We start from the raw sequence: 18,412 nt of genomic DNA, 5'->3' as shown, positions 1-18,412 counted from the left end.
GACGGACGGCGTAAAGGTCGGCACCGTCATCGCGATGCTCGCCGAAGAGGGGGAGGATGCCGGGTCCATCGATGCGCCCAAGCAGGAAGCTCCCCGGAAAGATTCCCGCGAATCCGGGGAAAAGGCCAAGGCCAAGCCTGAAAAGGGCAAGGACGAGGAGGCACCGACCGAACCGGAACGGCTGGAAAGCAAGGCGCGTCAGCCTGACCCAGAGGTGCCGGAGGGCACTGAAATGGTTAAGATCACCGTGCGTGAGGCATTGCGCGATGCGATGGCCGAGGAAATGCGCGACGACGACCGCGTTTTCGTGATGGGCGAGGAAGTGGCCGAATATCAGGGCGCTTATAAGGTCACTCAGGGGCTGTTAGAGGAGTTCGGTGCCAAGCGCGTGATCGATACGCCGATCACCGAATATGGCTTTGCCGGGGTCGGTGCGGGTGCCGCGATGGGCGGCCTGCGCCCGATCGTCGAGTTTATGACGTTCAATTTCGCGATGCAGGCGATCGATCACATCATCAATTCGGCGGCCAAGACCACTTACATGTCGGGCGGCCAGATGCGTTGCCCGATCGTGTTTCGCGGCCCCAACGGCGCAGCTTCGCGGGTAGGGGCGCAGCATAGCCAGAATTACGGACCGTGGTACGCATCCGTTCCCGGCCTGATTGTCATCGCACCTTATGATGCGGCAGATGCCAAGGGTCTGCTGAAAGCGGCCATCCAGTCCCCCGACCCGGTGGTGTTTCTGGAAAATGAGCTGCTGTACGGGCGGTCCTTCGACGTGCCGGAGCTCGACGATTATACGCTGCCGATCGGCAAGGCGCGGATCATCCGCGAAGGCAGCGATGTGACGATAGTCAGCTATTCCATCGGGGTTGGGCTGGCGCTTGAGGCGGCAGAGAGCCTGGCGGGTGAGGGGATTGAGGCGGAAGTCATCGATCTGCGGACACTACGACCGCTGGACACCGAGACCGTGTTGAAGAGCCTCGCGAAGACCAACCGGATGGTGGTTGCCGAAGAAGGCTGGCCGACCTGTTCCATAGCGAGCGAGATTGTCTCCTTGTGCATGGAAGAGGGTTTCGACGATCTCGATGCCCCGGTGACACGGGTGACCAATGAGGATGTGCCGCTGCCTTATGCCGCCAATCTGGAGAAGGCGGCGCTGATCGACAGCGCGCGCATCATCGCGGCGGTGAAGAAGGTCTGCTACAGATAAGCTATCGGAGCGCTAGCGAGATCTAGCTGATACCATTATAGGTATTGCAGCCGGATACGGGATCGCTGCCGGTCCGGTTGTAAATCTGAGTCAGGTCGCGACGGTCGCGCACATTGAAGGCGCTACGGGTGGTAATCGTGCGCGTGTTGGTGAAGCTTCTGGATATCAGAGGCTGGTAGTCATAGGAAATCTCGACAAAGATCACCGCCTGGTTGGCCGGTGCCGTTACGCGCGCACCCGATGGACCCATTCCGTTGATCGGACGCGACGGAGAATTTGCTCCCGCCGTTCCATAGCTGGAAACATGCGCTTTCTTGCCTTTGCATCTCTGCCAGTTGATATATTGGTCGCCATCACTGTGCCGTTCGAGGCTGCTTATGATGACCCGGCCATGCTCGAATATATCGACATATTCACCAGCCTGAAGATTGGCACCGACGAACAGATCGTTGATGTCGCTTTCGTAGATTTTCTTTTGCGACAATAACGAGCCTTCGCCAATGCGGGCCGCATTGTCGGCCGCGTGCATGGAAATCTGGTTTATACGCATTCTGACCATCGCAATATTTGCGACTTCGGCGCCATACATGCCGACCCCCAGCAGCAGCGGTAGCGCGTAGGCAAATTCTATAAGAGCGAGGCCGCTGGTATTGACCGCGACGGCAGCCAATGTCCTTCTGACGAAGCCGCTGGCTTTCCGGTCGCTGGACTTTTTGTTCAGGTACAATTTTTTATCCCCCCGCGTGCCGATTGCTCGCCGAACGGCTGGTTGCGAAGCACCGTGCTGGCTTCAATCACCTCATCTTCTGGCAGCCCGATCATTCTCGCCATGGGAAACAGGCGCGGATAGGCAACCCTGACGGTGTATAATACGGCATCCTTTGCATTGCCTTGCCCGGTGGCGCCTCTGTCAGCATCCCAAATGTCGTTGCCATTGGCATCATCATAGGGTTCACCATTATTGCATTCACCATCATTGTTGGTGTCGGTGAAATCTTCCGGTTGCGAGACATCGGAAAAATTGCTGTAATTTTGGCGTTGAAAATCAAAATTCGAAATCGGTTCCGGTTGCAGAACCGGTAACATCAGTTCCTTCACCCGGTCATCAATGGTGGCGGCGTTGGCGGAGCCATCATCAAGGCTGGCATCGCGAGCGGCCTTTTGCACCGAACCTTGCAGAATTGCTGTCGCATATATGCGATGTCCGACATCCATCATACCCATGATCAAAAGGAGCAGGACCGGTGCCACCAGCGCGAATTCGACCAGTGCGGCACCAGCATCATCTCTTTTGAGCGTGCGAAACCTGGCTAGCAATCCCGGCATCAGTTGGTCAGTCTCAGTTGCGAAATGTCGTTCGCGATGCTGCGAAAATTCTCCAGCAATTCGGCAGAGTTACTGGCGTTATAGAATTTCCCGGAAGTTGCACAATTTTGCAAATTGGTTATCGCCGTGCTGCTTACACCATTACCGAATGACACCACCCACAAGGTGATATTCTGGTTCCTGATGGCATTGCACATGGCCAGAAAGCGGCTGTTTACCTGTGTGGTAAGCTCGGAGTTTGATGGCGCACTGCTCGATGAGGTCCTGCGCCGATCATACCATTCAACACCGTAAGAGGTATATTGCAATCTGTCGGTCACGGTGTCGCCATCGGTCATGAAAATCAGGTGGCGGTCAATCGCTCCACCGTTTGCCGTCGCCTCGTTCTCTGACGCAAAAATTCCGGTGGGAGAAAGCAAGCGGGCACCCCAGATCAGTCCGATATCATGATAGGTGCTGCCAATAGCGTCGAGACCATCCAGATAGCTGTCAAACTGGCTGGGTGTGTCCCAGCGTTGCAATTTGCGCGCTTCGGAGGCGCAATAATAGCCGAAATATTTTCTCAGGTCGGTGGCTGTGGAAACAGTGTCGGTTGTCCGGTATCCCTCGGAAGTATATCTGTCCCAGACGGCCTCACGGAGTATGGGGCCCCATTGCGTGGTGGAGTCGCCCGTTGTCGGTAACCGATCAATATCAAGGTCGTATGCGTTCGCCGGTATCGGGTTAAAATTTGTGGTCCTTACCGTTTGGCGCTCTTCGATACAGCCGTCCCAGGACACACCGGTATCCAGGCCTCTGTTTCCGACCGGAAGGTCAAGCGAATTGTTCCATGTCGATCCGCCTGCTTTCAGGGGGCTGACATCGAAGGTAACCGGTTTATAATCGTAGTGAGAAAAGACCTGCTGCTGTTCGTATACAGGGGAGTCGACCTGTCGATATTCACGCCGCTCGATCAGTCCCCGCGTCCGGAGCAGGATGCGGCAGCGGTCCTGCCGAGAGTGATAGTCGGTGCTGTAGTCATATCGGGTTCCCGATACATCGGTATACCAGCGGGTGATTTGTTCATCGCCGGAAGTCCAAGTCGACTCCCCAAATTTAGGGCCTTCGGAACCCGACATATCGTCATAATCGTCCGGCTGGAGACTATTACAAGACGAACTGTTTCTGACATCATTGTGGGTTTCGACAATGGAAGTGCCACTCCAGTTACCGTCATAATAATAGGTGGTTGCGTAGACATAAGGCGTGCCTGGGGTGTAATCGACGACCACATTTTCCAGCCTGGTGACCGCTTCACGCGACTGATAAGTCCAGTTGTCCGCCAGAAAATCATTGGGCAGCAGCTTGCCGACATTCACATTGGTACTATACGGCACGAAGCCAAAGCGAAGATGGGCGGTGTTGGCGCTGCCGGCGGCCGGTGTCGATCCGCAATCTTCGGCGCTGTCCCTTTTTGCCAATGTTTCGTAAAAACATTTCACCGCCGAACGGAGCCCTTTAATTCTGGCGTCTGTCGCTTCGATATTGCCATTGTTGCCACAGGACGTTGTCCCGGAATCGGGGCAGTTCATCGACCCGGTCGTATCCAGAACGAACATCACGTCGGTATTGGGAATGCTCATGGAGGCATCGCATTCGACGCTGACGCTTTTTGTTCCGAAGCCGAACATCTGCATCACCGCCATGTCCAGTTTCACCGAGGCGGTCCCCGATACGGTTCCGGCATTTTCGCTAAAGGCATGAGTCCCGTCGAACGAGCCATAGGCATCGGTGTCGAAATTCGCGCGGAACATATTATTGGCCGATATGCTGGCGGCATTGCTGTTGGCGGTCCAGCTTCCGCTAGCCATCTGACGTCGCCCTGCAAGAGCGCCGGCATCGCAGGCCTGTTGCAAACGCGTCTGCACCAGATAGATCCGGCTAACATCGACGCCGCCGCCGATCATCGCCGCCAGCGGGACGAGCGCCATGCCGGCCATGGCCAGCGTGTTACCCGCGGTATTCGAACGCAAATCCTGCAAAAATGATTTCGCCGATTTCCTTTTGTTGTTGCCAAGCATGCGCTCCAGCCCCCTGAAATAACCCAATTGATTGTGGCCAATAGAAGAAAAAGGGTTAGCGGCTGCGCAACAGCCTTGGTTAAGAAGAAGTTTACCTTGATTTCAGACGGAAAACTCGCAACCGCAGCAACATGAATGACGCGCTGCTAGAGCTGGAACCCCTGCAACGGCTGATTGCCGCTTATGCAAGATCTGCAGATCGTGATCGCTATGCTCTGCTGTTCGCTCTCGATGCGCGGTTGGCGGAGGTCGTTCGTTCGACCACGGAAATCTTGATTGGCCATATGCGCCTGACGTGGTGGCGGGATATCCTGACCCAATCTGCGGCGGAGCGGCCGGCAGGCGAACCGCTGGTCGCGCAGATCAATCTGCTTGAAAAATCGGGAGCGAGTCTCGCGCCGCTTGTGTCGCTTGTTGACGGATGGGAAGTGATGCTCGATGATTTTCCGTGGGAGGACCGTCAGTTTGACCATTATGCCACAGCGCGCGGCGAAGGATATTTTGCATCGGGATTGGCCGGGGACCCGTCTTTGAGCGAACGGCAGGCAGAGCAAGCCCGGGCCTGGGCGTTGTGGGATTTTGCCCGCCATTGTTCGGATGAAAATATGCGGCGGGACGCGTTCGATCGCTGCTCGCGGATCATGGCCTCTCGGCCAAAGCCGGATTTTGACAGAAGCGGACGACCGCTCTCAATCCTCTGCCAACTGATGCTCCGCGATGTTAGGAAGGGTCAACTGACTGCCAATCTTTATAGTCCGGCCAGCGCTGCGCGCATAATCGGGCACGGGATTTCGGGTCGCTAGAACGACAGTCGCTGAGCCGCGGATTGCGCTTATGAAGAAATTTCTTGCTGGTGCTGCGGGCATCCTGTTGTTGCTGACCGCTGGATTGTTCCTCTGGATCGGTGCCCAGGGGCAGGACGTTCCGATTCCGATCGCACCACCACCGCCACAAGTGGAAGAGCCAGAGGGGCTGCCGCAAGCTGATCTGGATGCGCAGACGATCGGTCCCGCTCCGCCGACGCCGCCGAAAGCCTATAAGGCTTCGCGGGAAGAAATGCGGTTCAACCGCTATGATCGCAATCGCGACGAGATCGTGACCCGGCTGGAGATGATGAGCAGCCGCACCGCTTCCTTCCGGAAACTCGACAAGGACGGGAATAATCTTCTGACCTTCGAGGAATGGGCGGTCGCAACCAGCGACCGCTTTGCCAAGGCGGACGGAGACGGCAATGGGCAACTGACCCGCACGGAATTCCGGACCACACGGCCCAAACGCTCCGCTCCCCGCTGCAAATGCTAGGTCAGTCTAAGCGAGCTGCAGGCCCTTGGCAGCCAGGGGCTGCAGCCATCTGGCAAAATCATCGCGGGCTCTGGCGGTATAGGCTTCCTTGCGTTCCTTCTTTTTAACCCGCTGCTCGAAGGGCGGGAACAGCCCGAAATTCACGTTCATTGGCTGATAGTTCCGGGCATCTGCGCCGCCGGTGATATGCGATAGCAGCGCACCAAAAGCAGTCGTTTGCGGAGGCAGGGTGAAGGGTTCGCCGCGCAATTCCGCCGCCACCATCCGGCCGACCATCAGCCCGACGGCCGCACTTTCGACGTAGCCTTCGCAGCCGGTAATCTGGCCGGCAAAGCGGATATGCGGTGCTTTCTTGAGGCGCAACTGCTGGTCGAGCAATCTCGGTGCGTTGATGAAGGTGTTGCGATGCAGGCCGCCCATGCGCGCGAATTCTGCTTTCTCCAGACCCGGAATCGTGCGCAGCAGGTCGGCCTGTGCGGCATATTTGAGCTTGGTCTGGAAGCCGACCATGTTCCACAGCGTCCCAAGCGCATTATCCTGCCGCAGCTGGACCACGGCATAAGCGCTCTCGCCATTGTGCGCGTTGGTCAGCCCGACCGGCTTCATCGGGCCGAACCGCAAAGTTTCGGGACCGCGTGAGGCCATGACCTCTATCGGCATGCAACCTTCGAAATAGGGGGTGTCTTTTTCCCATTGCTTGAAGTCGCTCTTTTCGCCTTCGAGCAAGCCCTGGATGAACGCCTGATACTGGTCGCGGTCCATCGGGCAGTTGATATAATCCTTGCCGTCGCCTTCCGGCCCGACCTTGTCCCAGCGGGACTGCATCCAGGCGATGTCCATGTCGATGCTGTCCTTGTAGACAATCGGCGCGATCGCATCGAAAAAGGCCAGTGAATCCTCGCCGGTGGCCGCACCGATGCTTTCGGCCAGTGCCATGGCGGTGAGCGGACCGGTGGCGACGATGGTCAATCCGCTGTCGGGGAGCTGGTCGATCCGTTCGCGGACAATCTCGATATTGGGATGGCTGGCGAGCCGCTGGCTGACCCCGTCCGAAAAATGATCGCGGTCGACGGCGAGCGCCGACCCGGCGGGCAGGCGATGCTTGTCGCCTTCGCCGATGATGATCGAATTGAGATCCCGCATCTCCTGATGGAGCAGGCCAACCGCATTTTTTTCGGCATCGTCCGACCGGAAGCTGTTCGAGCATACCAGTTCGGCGAGCTTGTCGGTTTGATGGGCAGGAGTCATTTCGCCGCTGCCGCGCATCTCGGACAGCCGAACCGTCACGCCTTGTTCCGCCAGCTGCCATGCTGCTTCCGACCCGGCGAGTCCGCCGCCAATTATATGTACATCAGTCATGCGCGCCTTAGTGTTGTGGTAAGAGTATAATGTCAATCTGGCAGTGGCGCTGGTTGCGTGATACAGGCGAATCCGAAAAGGAGCAGTTACCATTCCCATGAAAAGCGCATTTGCCGAATCCCGGCCGTTTCTGCTGCTCAGCCTAGTGTTCGGGATCAGCTATTTTTTCGTCATGGATAGCAATATTCCGGGCCTGTATCTGATCGCGTGGAAAGGGGCGGGGGTCGGCTTTCTGGCCATTTATGCGCTGGTGCGGCTGCACCGGCTGGACGGCAAGATTGTCGGGGCGATCATGGCCCTGGGTGCAATCGGAGATATTCTGCTGGAAATCGACCTGATCGCGGGGGCCGCGTCGTTCATGGTCGGACATCTGCTGGCGATCCTGTTCTATTCCCGCTTTCGTCGCCACAAGCTGGCGTTCAGCCAGAAGATATTTGCGATTCTGCTCGTGCCATTGTCGGTGCTGATCGCCTGGGCGCTGCCCTTTGACCGGACGCAGGCGATCGGGGTGGGCGTCTATGGCCTGTCGGTTGCGGTGATGGCGGCGATGGCGTGGACGAGCCGGTTTTCGCGTTATCAGGTTGGTGCCGGTGCGATCCTGTTTCTGGTCTCCGACCTGCTGATATTCGCGCGCATGGGGCCGATGGAAACCAGTGTCATTCCGGATCTGCTGATCTGGCCGCTATATTATTTCGGCCAGTTCATGATTGCGACGGGAATAGTCAGAACGCTCCGGCACGAAATGGCAGCGGAAAGCGCCGACCCGGTTCACCCCTGATGAGCGGCAATCGTGGTTCTGTGCAACAGCCGGTCATGGCCGGCATAGCCGCCGGTGGCGCAGTGCAGCACCGAGCGATTGTCCCACATCACGAGCATTTCGGATTGCCATTGATGGCGATAGACAAATTCATCGCGGCTTTGCCAGGCATATAATTTCTGGAGCAAGGGCAGGGCCTGTTCCGCTGCCACGCCTTCAAAGCCGATGATATAACCCATGCAGCTGAACAGTCCGAGCCGACCGGTTTCCGGATGTTCGCGGATCAAGGGGTGGAGCTGGGTTGCACGCGCGGACTCGTCCGGGCGGATCGCCATGCTTCGGCCTTCGTCCTTGTCGCCATAAGCGCCGTCGGGAGCGTAGGCCATTTGCGCGCTGTGGATCGCAATCAGGCCGTCATATTCGGCGCGCATGTCAGGCGGCATCGCATCGAGTGCGGCGTGCTGGTTGGCGAATAATGTATCGCCTCCGACAGGCGGAATAGTGATGCCCAGCAGGCAGGTACCAGCAGGTGGCCGTGCCTGAAAGCTCCAGTCGCTGTGCCAGTTTTCCGCAAATAGCGGGCTTGTCTCATTGGCATCGCGCCTGATCGCAGCGATGTGCCGGCGACCCTCGATCGGGTCGAAAAACGGGTCATTGCCAAAGTCGCCGAAAGAGAGCGTGAACCGCTCGAGATCATCGTCGCTCATCGCCTGGTTGGGAAAGGACAGGACATGATGTTCGAGCCAGGCTGTGCGGATCGAGGCTACCGTTTCATCGGCAAGCGGACTGGTCAGGTCGACGCCCGTCACCTCTGCGCCGCAGGCCTGACCGGACGGGGATATTTGCATCGGCTTTCCTCTCGCTTCCATTCCCTCTGCGTCGAGCTTGTCGAGGCATTTCTGCCGCAAGCTTCTGTCCGCAAGGCGTCCTTCGACAAGCTCAGGACCAACGGAATCATTTATTCGGCAGTGTCTTCCGATTCTCCCGGCTGATCAGGCTCAGCTACATCGCCACCAGAAACGCCCTGTTCGATCATTTCTTCGGCCACGGCTTGTTCCGCTTCGTTTTCCGGTTCCTCTTCCTCGTCAATCTTGGCAGCGCCCACGACATGTTCGCCCTTGGCGACATCAAACAGTCGGACACCCGAACTGTTGCGGCCGATCACCCGCATATCTGCAACTTTCATGCGGATCAGCTTGGCCTGGTCGGTGACCAGCATGACCTGTTCGTCGTCGGTCGCGCGGAAGCTGGCGACTACGGTGCCATTGCGCTTTATATTGTCGATATTCAATATGCCCTGCCCACCACGGCCGGACTGGCGATATTCGTAGGCGCTCGAGCGCTTGCCATAGCCGTTGGCACAGACCGTGAGGATGAAGTCTTCCGTCTCACTAAATTCTGCCATGCGTTCGGCGGATAATTCCGGTGCGTTCTCATTGTCTTTCCACGGAGCAGCCTTGAGATACTGGTCGCGTTCTTCGGTTGACGCTTCAAAACCGCGCAGCACAGAAAGCGATATAACCTCGTCATCACCCTTCAGCGCGATGCCGCGGACGCCGGTGGATGTGCGGCTCTGGAAGGAACGCACTGCGTCACCGGCAAAGCGGATGGCCTTGCCGTTTCTGGTCGCCAGCAGAACGTCATCATTGTCGGTCAGCAATTCCACCCCGATCAGGCGGTCATCGCTGCCTTCGTCAAATTTCATCGCGAACTTGCCGTTGGACGGGACATTGGTGAAACTGTCCATGCTGTTGCGACGGACGCCGCCTTTCGCGGTCGCAAACATCACGTGCAGTGCTGCCCATTCCGCTTCGTCTTCCGGCAGCGGCAAGACCGTGGAAATGACCTCCCCATCCGCCAGCGGCAGCAGATTGACCATCGGACGGCCCTTGGTCTGCGGTCCGCCTTCCGGCAATTTCCAGACCTTGAGACGATAGACCTTGCCATGGGAGGAGAAGAACAGGACGGGTGTATGGGTCGAGGTCACGAACAGTTCAGTAATCGCGTCCTCGTCCTTGGTCGCCATGCCGGCGCGGCCCTTGCCGCCGCGGCGCTGGGCCCGGAAGGTGTCGAGCGGCGTCCGCTTGATATAGCCGCCATGGGTGACGGTGACGACCATTTCGGAGCGTTCCATCAGATCTTCATCTTCGAGACCGTCCCAGGCAGCGGTGATTTCAGAGAGGCGCGGCGTGGCAAATTCGTCGCGTACTTCTTCAAGTTCTTCGCGCATCACCGCATAGAGCTTGGCACGGTCCGCCAAAATCGCCAGATATTCCTCGATTGCGGCGGCCAGCTCGCGCAGCTCGTCGCCAATTTCCTCGCGGCCCAGGGCCGTCAGCTTTTGCAGACGCAGATCCAGAATGGCCTTCACCTGGACCTGGGACAATTTGTAGCTATCACCCTCGATATCGGTTTCGATCGCTTCGACCAGCCGGATATAGGAGGCGATCTCGGCAATCGGCCATTCCCGCTGCAACAGGGATTCGCGGGCCTCTGCCGGGGTTGAGGACCCGCGGATGATCCGGACGACTTCATCCATATTGGTGACCGCAACCACCAGGCCGAGCAAGATATGCGCCCGCTCGCGCGCCTTGTTCAGTTCGAACTTGGTCCGGCGGGTGATCACCTCCTCGCGGAACTTGACGAAGGATTCGATGATGTCGCGCAGGGTCAGGACTTCTGGCCGGCCGCCGCGAATGGCGAGCATATTGGCCGGGAAACTCGACTGGGCAGGGGTGAAGCGCCAGATCTGGTTGAGCACGACATCGGTCGTGGCATCGCGTTTCAGTTCGATCACGACCCGGACACCGGCGCGGCTGGATTCGTCGCGAATGTCGGAAACGCCCTCGATGCGCTTGTCCTTGGCGGCTTCGGCGATTTTTTCAACGAGGCCGGATTTGCCGACCTGGAAGGGAATTGAGGTCAGGACGATCGAGCGCTTGTCGCCGCGGCCTTCCTCGATGACATGGCGCGCGCGCATCATGATTGATCCGCGGCCATCCTTGTAAGCAGCACGAGCACCCGATTGTCCCAATATCAGGGGAGCGGTCGGAAAGTCCGGACCCGGGACGATTTCGATGAGTTCGTCGATCGTGATTCCCGGATTATCGATATAGGCGAGGCTGGCGTTGATCACTTCACCGAGATTGTGCGGCGGAATATTGGTGGCCATGCCGACCGCGATGCCGCCGGCGCCATTGACCAGCAGGTTCGGGAAGCGGGCAGGGAGCACATTGGGTTCCTGCCGGCTGCCGTCATAATTGGCCACGAAATCGACGGTATTCTTGTCGAGATCATTGAGCAGGAAATTGGCAACCTTGTTCAGCCGCGCCTCGGTGTACCGCATCGAGGCCGGCATGTCCGGATCCATCGAACCAAAATTGCCCTGGCCGTCGATCAGCGGCACCCGCATCGACCAGTCCTGGGTCATCCGGGCCAGCGCCATATAGATCGCGCTGTCGCCGTGGGGATGATAATTGCCCATTACGTCACCGACGATTTTCGCGCATTTGCGATAGGGTCGGCCGGCGACCATGCCGCCTTCCTGGGCCGCGAACAAGATGCGGCGATGAACCGGCTTCAGACCATCGCGGACATCGGGCAGCGCACGGCTGACGATAACCGACATGGCATAGTCCATGTAGCTGGCTTTCATCTCATCGACGATGTCTATCGGTTCGATATTGGATGGTGACGGTGGAGAGGTTTGTTCGTTCACAAACGGGCCTTTTTCATGGGTTTTTTCTTGACCGTTCTTCTAGGGGAACGGGTCAGCAAAAGCCAGCCTTTCGGGCCTGTTTTACAATAATATTACAGGGCCGAAATCAGGGCTGAATTTCGGTTCCGTCCCATGCAAAAATCTTGCCGCTATCGTCGGGTTTCAGCGCATCGAGCACATCGAGAAGCTGGCGTGCGGCGCGACCGGATTCAAATAATTTTGCCGCCGGAACATTGCCCTGGAATGGCTGGCTAAGTGCCGTGTCGACAGTGCCCGGGTGAAGGGCGACAATGATCGATCGGTCATTCTTGCGCGACCATTCAATCGACAGGTTGCGAATCATCATGTTGAGCGCAGCCTTGGATGCCCGGTAGCCGTACCAGCCGCCGAGCCTATTGTCCGAAATGCTGCCGACCCGGGCCGAAAGAACCGCGAATCTGATGGCCTCCCTGCGGTCCATCAGCGGCAGAAAATATTTTGCGATCAAGGCCGGGCCGACTGCGTTGATCTGATAGTTTTGCATCAGCCAGTCAGAATCCAGCTGACGAAGGCTTTTTTCCGGCCCTTGCTTCCCGTCGTGCAGCAAACCGGTGGCCACGAACACCATTGATGGCGAGATATGGTTGTCTTGCATCCATGCGGCGGCATCCCTAATGCTGGCCTCCGAGGTCAGGTCGAGGGAGATGGGGCTGCTGGTGGATCGGGAAAGCCGAATGACGCGGTCGAACCGACCGTCAGTTTCAAGCGCACCTGCGATCGCCGCACCAATGCCACCGGTCGCACCAATGACAACGGCCGATTGTCCGGTCATGTGCGAATGAAGCGGAGGCTGTTTTCTGTGCTGCTTTCTTCATCGAACCGGTAGCCGTCATGATCGAAGCCCTTGAGCATCTCGGGGTCGGTCAGATGGTTTTCGCAAATATAGCGTGCCATCATGCCACGCGCGCGCTTCGCCTCGAAGCTGATAAATTTGGGACCATCGGGGCTGTCCTTGCGAAAATCCACTTCGATGATTCGCCCGAGCAATTTTGCGCTATGCGGTTTGACCGCCGCCCAATATTCGTTGCTCGCGAGATTGACGACGGTTTCGCTGCCGATATGTTCCAGATCCGCTGCCAGCGCCTTGGCAATCTTGTCTTTCCAGAAATCGGTCAGCTTGCTGTAGCGGGGCGCCCATTTGGTGCCCATTTCCAAGCGATGGGGCCGGATGGGGTCCAGCGGACGAAGTAGCCCATAGAGGCCCGATAGAATACGCAAATGGCCCTGTGCGAACGCCATTGCTTCATCACCAATGCTGCGGGCTTCGAAGCCGGTATAGACATCACCATTATAGGCATAGATCGCCGGTCTTTCCGGCTGATCGAAAAATTCGCTGTACCGCTGCCGGTTGAGGGCGATCAGATTGTCTGACACCGGCATGATTGCTTTCAGCTTCTTGGTTGTCAGATTGCCGATCGCGTTGGCCAATCTTTCGGTCTCTTCGGGAAATCGATTGTCGGTTGACCGGATATCCGGAAGATCGGATTCAAAATCCAGCGATTTGGCGGGGGAAATAATTGCAAGCACGCGATTTTACCTCGATTATACTGCAGGGAATGCCCAATGGTGACACGGAAGGGTGGCCGTTCAACCTCTATTCAGCGGATTCACTCTAGAAAAGCGATGAAAGCTTGGTAATAGGGCCAAGAATGTGTGGTGCAACCATATTCCGGGAAATCCGTTTCCCCATATAATAATCATCCGGAGGATATTCATGCGTTTTTTATCTCATTTTTCCATGGCCGTTGCGTTGGCGACCGCTGGCACCTTGGCTGTGACGGCTATGCCGCAGGAAGCTCAGGCGCAAAAAAAGAAAAAAGAAGCGGAAGTCAAGATCAGCAAGGAAGTGCGGCCAAAAGTGGCTGAAATTCAGGCTGCCATGGCGACCGAAACACCCGCCACAGCGAAGCCGCTGGTGGAGGCTTTGCTGGCAGAAACCGTTAGTGCGGATGATCGCTATATAGCGGGCCAGCTGGCCATCCAGCTCGGCGGTACATTGAAAGATACGGCGCTGCAGGAACAGGGTATCATTGCCTCGCTTGAAAGCGGGCGGGCTGCACCCGAGCAATTGCCTGCGTTCAACTTCTTTGCCGGTAATTTTGCTTATGGCGCGGAACGCTGGGCTGATGCTGCAAAATGGTTCCAGGCTGCCTATGATCTGGGCTATCGCGACAATAATATCGAACCGTTGCTGGCCGAGACTTATTTCAAACGCAACATGCCTGCAGAGGGTTTGGCAAAATGGGATGAAATCCTGAACAATGCCAATGCCTCGAGCACCAAGGCGCCGGAATCCTGGTATAGAATGGCCCGTGACCGGGCGCTGGCGAGCAAGGATAAAAATCTCTACGCGACCTGGGCGACGAAATGGGCCGCTGCTTATCCTTCCGGGGATTCCTGGGGTGATGCCGTCGCTGCAACCCGCTGGACTTCGCAAGCCGATACTGTCCAGAATCTTGAGGTTCTGCGGTTCATGAAGGCTACCGACTCGCTCACAACAACGCGTGACTATAAGGAATTTGCCGAGGAGGCACAGCGCAAGAATCTGTTCGGTGAAGTGGTGGCCGTTCTGGAAGAAGGCCAGCGCAAAGGCGTTATCGCTTCCTCCAGTCCGCTGATCGCCGAGTTGCTGACTCCAGCCAAGCGCGAAGTGTCCACGGACAAGGCGTCGCTACCCGCGCAGCCTTCTGCCGTACGAGGATCCGGAAGCAGTTCGGTGATGATGAATTTTGCCGACGTATGGCTTGGATATAAGGATTTCGGCAATGCTGTCGCCTTCTACGAAGCCGGCCTTGCCAAACCCGACGCCGACATGAATCGCGGCTATATGGGCATTGGTACGGCCCATGCCTATGCCGGCGACCTGACTGCTGCGCAGCAGGCCTTTGACAAGGTGTCCGGTACCCGCGCGCCATTGGCGGCGATGTGGAAAACCTGGATCGAGCAGCAAAATGCGCCAGCGGCACCGGCTCAGGCTGCGGCCGCCGTTGATCCGGCCAGCTAGTCGAAGCCAGATGGAAATACGAAAAAGGGCGCCAATGGCGCCCTTTTTTATTCCAGGATCGGAACGCCCGGCAAATGTTTGGCCGAGCGGATGGTGAGGGATGTCTTGACGCTGGCGACATTGGGAGCTGCGGTCAACTGGCTGGTCAAGAAGCTCTGAAATTGCTGAAGATCCTTGGCAACCACCTTCAGCATGAAATCAATTTCGCCGTTGAGCATGTAACATTCGCGCACCTCGGGCAGTTTTTGCACATGTTCTTCAAAGGCCTGCAAATCGGTTTCGGCCTGGCTTTTCAGACTGACCATCGCGAATACAGTGATCGTGTAGCCCATTTTGGCGGGGTCAATCGCGGCGTGATAGGAGTTGATCACGCCTTCGTCTTCCAATGCCCGCATGCGGCGCAGACAGGGTGGAGCGGTCAAGCCGACACTGTTGGCGAGTTCGACATTGGTGATACGACCATCATCCTGTAGCCGTTGGAGAATTTTCAGGTCAATTTCATCTAAGTTCGGGTCAGCCATAACAATGTAATATCCGTTCGCGAATCATTTGAACGTTATAATATAATAAGCAGCCCAAGCAATGCTTTCTCCCATGTCCCACATTGTGACGAGACATTATCATTACTTCCCGTCGTCAACGGAAAGGGTTATCACCCAATTAACAATTGGATGCCCCAATGATTTTCAGGACCTGAAATTGCGCTTTGATGACCGCCTGACCACCGTGCTCAAGGGGAGCCTGCCGGAAGGTCCGGCTGCCGCCACGCAATGGCGGCAGGTGATCGACCTGTTGGCGCAGAAACCCGGGGATCTGGCCAATCAGGACGTCCAGGCCGGATTGACCCGGTTGCATGATCTGCATGAACTTGTTTCCGAACGGGACCGAGTTGCTGCCGTGCAATCGCTGAGCGGCCGACTACGCTCCGCTCCGCTGCTCGTCTATCTGACGGCAGATACTGATGCTATATGTGATGCGGCAATGGCTGCGGCGGACCTGACGCCGGAGATCTGTGCGGATGCATTCCCCAGGCTTTCGCCGCGCGCACGGGACCTGTTACAGACCCAAGGTTTTGCGCTGGTGGTGGATGAGGAGGGGCGGCCCGACTCCCTTAGCCCGTTGTCCGCGACAACGCCGCCGCCTGCTGGCCGGAGTGCAGACGAACAGCCAGCGATGGAACCACCGGTTGATGATGCGGGAGATCCAGCCGCACGGGTTGCAGGGTCGCAGATCAGCGCTCTGGTGGAAAAGATCGCCGACTATCAAAAGAATCGCTCGGCCGAAACGCCGCGTTCACCGCTCCACGACGGCAGCAACAAAAATTTCCTTTTTGAATCCCTCGAGTCGGTTCGTTTCGAAACGGATGAGACCGGCACGATCAACTGGACCGAAGGACCGCCGAAGGGCGCGATCGTTGGCGTTACCATTGCCCAGCCGGCCTTTGATGAAGGTCCGGGTCCCGACGCTTATGGAGCCGCCGCCTTTCGTCAACGCATGCCCATGGAAAATGCCCGCATGCGGCTCTGCGGAGCGGCTATCGTCACCGGCGACTGGCGGATGAGTGCTATTCCTTATTTCAGCGAGGAAACGGGCCGCTTCGAAGGCTATCGCGGTATCATGCGGCGTCCCAATATGGCCGAAGATGCAGGTCATAGCGGGATTGACGTCGAGCGCCGCGAACAGCTGCAGCAGCTGATCCACGAACTGCGCACCCCGCTCAATGCCGTGATCGGGTTCAGCGAGATTATCGAGCAACAATTGTTCGGGCCGGCCTCTTTTGAATATCGCTCGCTGGCCCGCAATATCATGGATGAAGCACGGCGGTTACTGGCCGGTTTCGAAGATCTGGACATTGCAGTGAAGGTCGATTCCGGACAGCTGCCGGAATCAAGTGGCACGACCAAGGCTGACTGGCTGTTTGAACGGATGACGCAACGTCTGCAAGGGCTGACGCAGAGCAATGTTGTGGATCTCAACATCAGCAAGGCGGAGCCGGTCCGCCCGTTCGCGTTGGACGGCGAATCGGTGGAACGGATTTTCGCTCGCCTGTTGTCGGCAGCCATTATCTCCTGCGAGCATGGCGAAACCCTGAAGGGCGAATTGCGGACCCGGATCGGGCTGCACCCGACCAATCAATTCACGCTGTCGCGGCCGTCGCGCATCAAGGATATTGCCGAGAGCGTCCTGCTCGATCCATCCCAGGGCATTGACGGGGATGGTGGTGAATCGTCGCTGCTCGGGCTGGGCTTTTCACTGCGTCTGGTGCGGAACCTTGCTCAGTCCGCCGGAGGCTCGCTGACGATCAGCCGGGAGAACATTGCCTTGACCCTGCCAGCGGCGGCGATTAGCAAAATCAGCGTTCGGGAATCGGAATAGGCTGCCTGTCTGCGGCGCGGTTTCCGCGAAATTACGAGGAATATAGGGGGTGACAGCAATTTCCGGACAGGATCATTCGCCCATGCGTATTGGAAAACCGGATCGACATGTTCAATGGCCGGACGAATTTGGCAGGCGCTTTCTCATTTCGGTGGACACGGAAGAGGAATTTGACTGGAATGCCCCTTTTCAGCGCAGCGGCCACACCACGCTGTCGGTGCCCAAGCTGCAAAGATTTCAAGCATTTATCGAGAAATACCAGGTCAAACCTGCCTATTTTATCGACTATTCGATCATCACGAATGACGAAGCTGTGGCCTTTCTGAGAAATGTTGCCGAACGGCAAACCGCCGAGATCGGGGTTCATCTCCATCCCTGGGTCAATCCGCCGTTTGACGAACAGGTGACGGGACACAACAGCTTTGCCGGCAATTTGCCGAAAGCGCTGGAAGAAGCGAAACTGGTCGCGCTGCGCGATGCGATACGCGAAAAAATCGGGATAACCCCCACCATTTACCGGGCCGGTCGATATGGCATCGGCCCGCACACCACCGAACTGTTGCGCAAACATGGTTTTGTCATGGACAGCAGCATCCGGCCGCGCTTTGACTATAGCGGCGAGGGCGGTCCGGATTTCCTCGCGGTGGGTTCGGAGCCTTTCTGGTGGGATCTGGACAAACGGCTGCTCGAAGTGCCGCTGACCACCGTCTATTCGGGTATTTTCCGCAAGCAACCCGCTTTGGTGGCAGGGCTCATGAACAGGTTTCCCCTGATCAATGCGCTGTTTTCGCACAGCAAGATGCTCGAACGCATTCCATTGACACCCGAAGGCATTTCGGCGCGGGAAACCAAGGAAGCGATTGACGTTGCGCTGGACGATGATTTGCGGTTGCTGGTCTTTTCCTTCCATTCCCCGTCCTTGTCTCCGGGTTATACGCCTTATGTGCGGACAGAAGCCGATCTGGACGGTTTCTACGACTGGTGGCGGGCGGTGCTCGAACATCTCGAGATGCGAAATGTGAAGCCGATCGATATCGGGCAGTTGATGACAGCGGCGTGCGCCGCCTAGCAATATGTTGCCACCGGCAGGACAATCGCAATGAACGTTCTTGCCAAATCATGGCGGGTTCCGCTATCGGACCCTCGCAATGAGTTTTGCCTGAAAAAAGCTGCTCGTGCGGGCCTGTAGCTCAGTTGGTTAGAGCTGGCCGCTCATAACGGCTAGGTCGGGGGTTCGAGTCCCTCCGGGCCCACCATT

16 protein-coding genes and 1 tRNA gene are annotated in these 18,412 nt (G+C 57.4%); 8 read left to right on the top strand and 9 right to left on the bottom strand.

The annotated features are described in order from the left end of the window. Positions 1 to 1,213: pyruvate dehydrogenase complex E1 component subunit beta (locus ACEW8J_RS06720; RefSeq protein ID WP_373490869.1), on the top strand; the 1,213-nt coding region annotated here is incomplete at its 5' end. 22 nt (positions 1,214 to 1,235) lie between these two features. Here the strand turns inward: ACEW8J_RS06720 and ACEW8J_RS06715 are convergent. From ACEW8J_RS06715 to ACEW8J_RS06705, 3 genes are read right to left on the bottom strand one after another with little or no spacing between them, the layout of a single operon-like run. Continuing rightward, on the bottom strand, positions 1,236 to 1,940 hold the full coding sequence (locus ACEW8J_RS06715; RefSeq protein ID WP_373490868.1) for a TadE/TadG family type IV pilus assembly protein: 705 nt from the start codon (positions 1,938 to 1,940) through the stop codon (positions 1,236 to 1,238). Further along, positions 1,931 to 2,539, bottom strand: coding sequence for a TadE/TadG family type IV pilus assembly protein (locus ACEW8J_RS06710; protein ID WP_373490867.1), 609 nt, complete (start codon positions 2,537 to 2,539; stop codon positions 1,931 to 1,933). The genes ACEW8J_RS06715 and ACEW8J_RS06710 overlap by 10 nt, the downstream gene beginning before the upstream one ends. Beyond that, complete coding sequence (locus ACEW8J_RS06705; protein WP_373490866.1) at positions 2,539 to 4,551, bottom strand: TadE/TadG family type IV pilus assembly protein; 2,013 nt, start codon at positions 4,549 to 4,551, stop codon at positions 2,539 to 2,541. Before ACEW8J_RS06705 ends, ACEW8J_RS06710 begins: the two co-directional genes overlap by 1 nt. Positions 4,552 to 4,730: 179 nt before the next feature. On the opposite strand from ACEW8J_RS06705, the gene ACEW8J_RS06700 reads away from it, so the two are divergent. Together ACEW8J_RS06700 and ACEW8J_RS06695 are read left to right on the top strand one after the other, a co-directional pair. After that, the gene (locus ACEW8J_RS06700; protein ID WP_373490865.1) at positions 4,731 to 5,402 is read left to right on the top strand and encodes a hypothetical protein; all 672 of its coding nucleotides are present in this window, start codon (positions 4,731 to 4,733) and stop codon (positions 5,400 to 5,402) included. 31 nt (positions 5,403 to 5,433) lie between these two features. Then, a complete protein-coding gene (locus tag ACEW8J_RS06695; RefSeq protein WP_373490864.1) occupies positions 5,434 to 5,901 on the top strand; it encodes a hypothetical protein in 468 nt (155 codons plus the stop codon). 6 nt (positions 5,902 to 5,907) lie between these two features. On the opposite strand, the gene trmFO is transcribed toward ACEW8J_RS06695, so the two are convergent. After that, positions 5,908 to 7,260: a methylenetetrahydrofolate--tRNA-(uracil(54)-C(5))-methyltransferase (FADH(2)-oxidizing) TrmFO gene (trmFO, locus tag ACEW8J_RS06690; protein WP_373490863.1), complete on the bottom strand. Its 1,353-nt coding sequence runs from the start codon at positions 7,258 to 7,260 to the stop codon at positions 5,908 to 5,910. Positions 7,261 to 7,357: 97 nt separating this feature from the next. Here trmFO and ACEW8J_RS06685 point away from each other — a divergent pair, with 97 nt between their 5' ends. Then, positions 7,358 to 8,038, top strand: a complete 681-nt coding sequence (locus tag ACEW8J_RS06685; protein WP_373490862.1) for a lysoplasmalogenase — start codon at positions 7,358 to 7,360, stop codon at positions 8,036 to 8,038. Here the strand turns inward: ACEW8J_RS06685 and ACEW8J_RS06680 are convergent. The 4 genes from ACEW8J_RS06680 to ACEW8J_RS06665 all read right to left on the bottom strand — a co-directional run bounded on the left by ACEW8J_RS06680 (position 8,029) and on the right by ACEW8J_RS06665 (position 13,301). Then, positions 8,029 to 8,865, bottom strand: a complete 837-nt coding sequence (locus ACEW8J_RS06680; protein ID WP_373490861.1) for a TauD/TfdA dioxygenase family protein — start codon at positions 8,863 to 8,865, stop codon at positions 8,029 to 8,031. The genes ACEW8J_RS06685 and ACEW8J_RS06680 overlap by 10 nt on opposite strands. A gap of 110 nt (positions 8,866 to 8,975) precedes the next feature. Beyond that, the gene (gene gyrA, locus ACEW8J_RS06675; protein WP_373490870.1) at positions 8,976 to 11,672 is read right to left on the bottom strand and encodes a DNA gyrase subunit A; all 2,697 of its coding nucleotides are present in this window, start codon (positions 11,670 to 11,672) and stop codon (positions 8,976 to 8,978) included. 169 nt (positions 11,673 to 11,841) lie between these two features. Continuing rightward, on the bottom strand, positions 11,842 to 12,546 hold the full coding sequence (locus ACEW8J_RS06670) for an SDR family NAD(P)-dependent oxidoreductase (RefSeq protein ID WP_373490860.1): 705 nt from the start codon (positions 12,544 to 12,546) through the stop codon (positions 11,842 to 11,844). Continuing rightward, positions 12,543 to 13,301, bottom strand: a complete 759-nt coding sequence (locus ACEW8J_RS06665) for a YaaA family protein (protein WP_373490859.1) — start codon at positions 13,299 to 13,301, stop codon at positions 12,543 to 12,545. Before ACEW8J_RS06665 ends, ACEW8J_RS06670 begins: the two co-directional genes overlap by 4 nt. 187 nt (positions 13,302 to 13,488) lie before the next feature. On the opposite strand from ACEW8J_RS06665, the gene ACEW8J_RS06660 reads away from it, so the two are divergent. Beyond that, a complete protein-coding gene (locus ACEW8J_RS06660; RefSeq protein WP_373490858.1) occupies positions 13,489 to 14,778 on the top strand; it encodes a hypothetical protein in 1,290 nt (429 codons plus the stop codon). 47 nt (positions 14,779 to 14,825) lie between these two features. Here ACEW8J_RS06660 and ACEW8J_RS06655 read toward each other — a convergent pair whose 3' ends face one another. After that, entirely contained in the window at positions 14,826 to 15,299 is a 474-nt protein-coding gene (locus tag ACEW8J_RS06655) for an Lrp/AsnC family transcriptional regulator (protein WP_373490857.1), read from the bottom strand. 178 nt (positions 15,300 to 15,477) lie between these two features. On the opposite strand from ACEW8J_RS06655, the gene ACEW8J_RS06650 reads away from it, so the two are divergent. The 3 genes from ACEW8J_RS06650 to ACEW8J_RS06640 all read left to right on the top strand — a co-directional run bounded on the left by ACEW8J_RS06650 (position 15,478) and on the right by ACEW8J_RS06640 (position 18,410). Beyond that, positions 15,478 to 17,154: a sensor histidine kinase gene (locus tag ACEW8J_RS06650; protein WP_373490856.1), complete on the top strand. Its 1,677-nt coding sequence runs from the start codon at positions 15,478 to 15,480 to the stop codon at positions 17,152 to 17,154. Between the two features lie 82 nt (positions 17,155 to 17,236). Beyond that, positions 17,237 to 18,223, top strand: a complete 987-nt coding sequence (locus tag ACEW8J_RS06645) for a polysaccharide deacetylase family protein (protein ID WP_373490855.1) — start codon at positions 17,237 to 17,239, stop codon at positions 18,221 to 18,223. 110 nt (positions 18,224 to 18,333) lie between these two features. Further along, a tRNA-Ile gene (locus ACEW8J_RS06640) sits at positions 18,334 to 18,410 on the top strand. Positions 18,411 to 18,412: the final 2 nt, after the last annotated feature.

The sequence above is a fragment of the Parasphingorhabdus sp. genome, assembly GCF_041748495.1.
Lineage (GTDB): Bacteria > Pseudomonadota > Alphaproteobacteria > Sphingomonadales > Sphingomonadaceae > Parasphingorhabdus.
The sequence above is the reverse complement of the archived record's forward strand: the minus strand, read 5'-3'. Positions and strand labels throughout refer to the sequence as shown.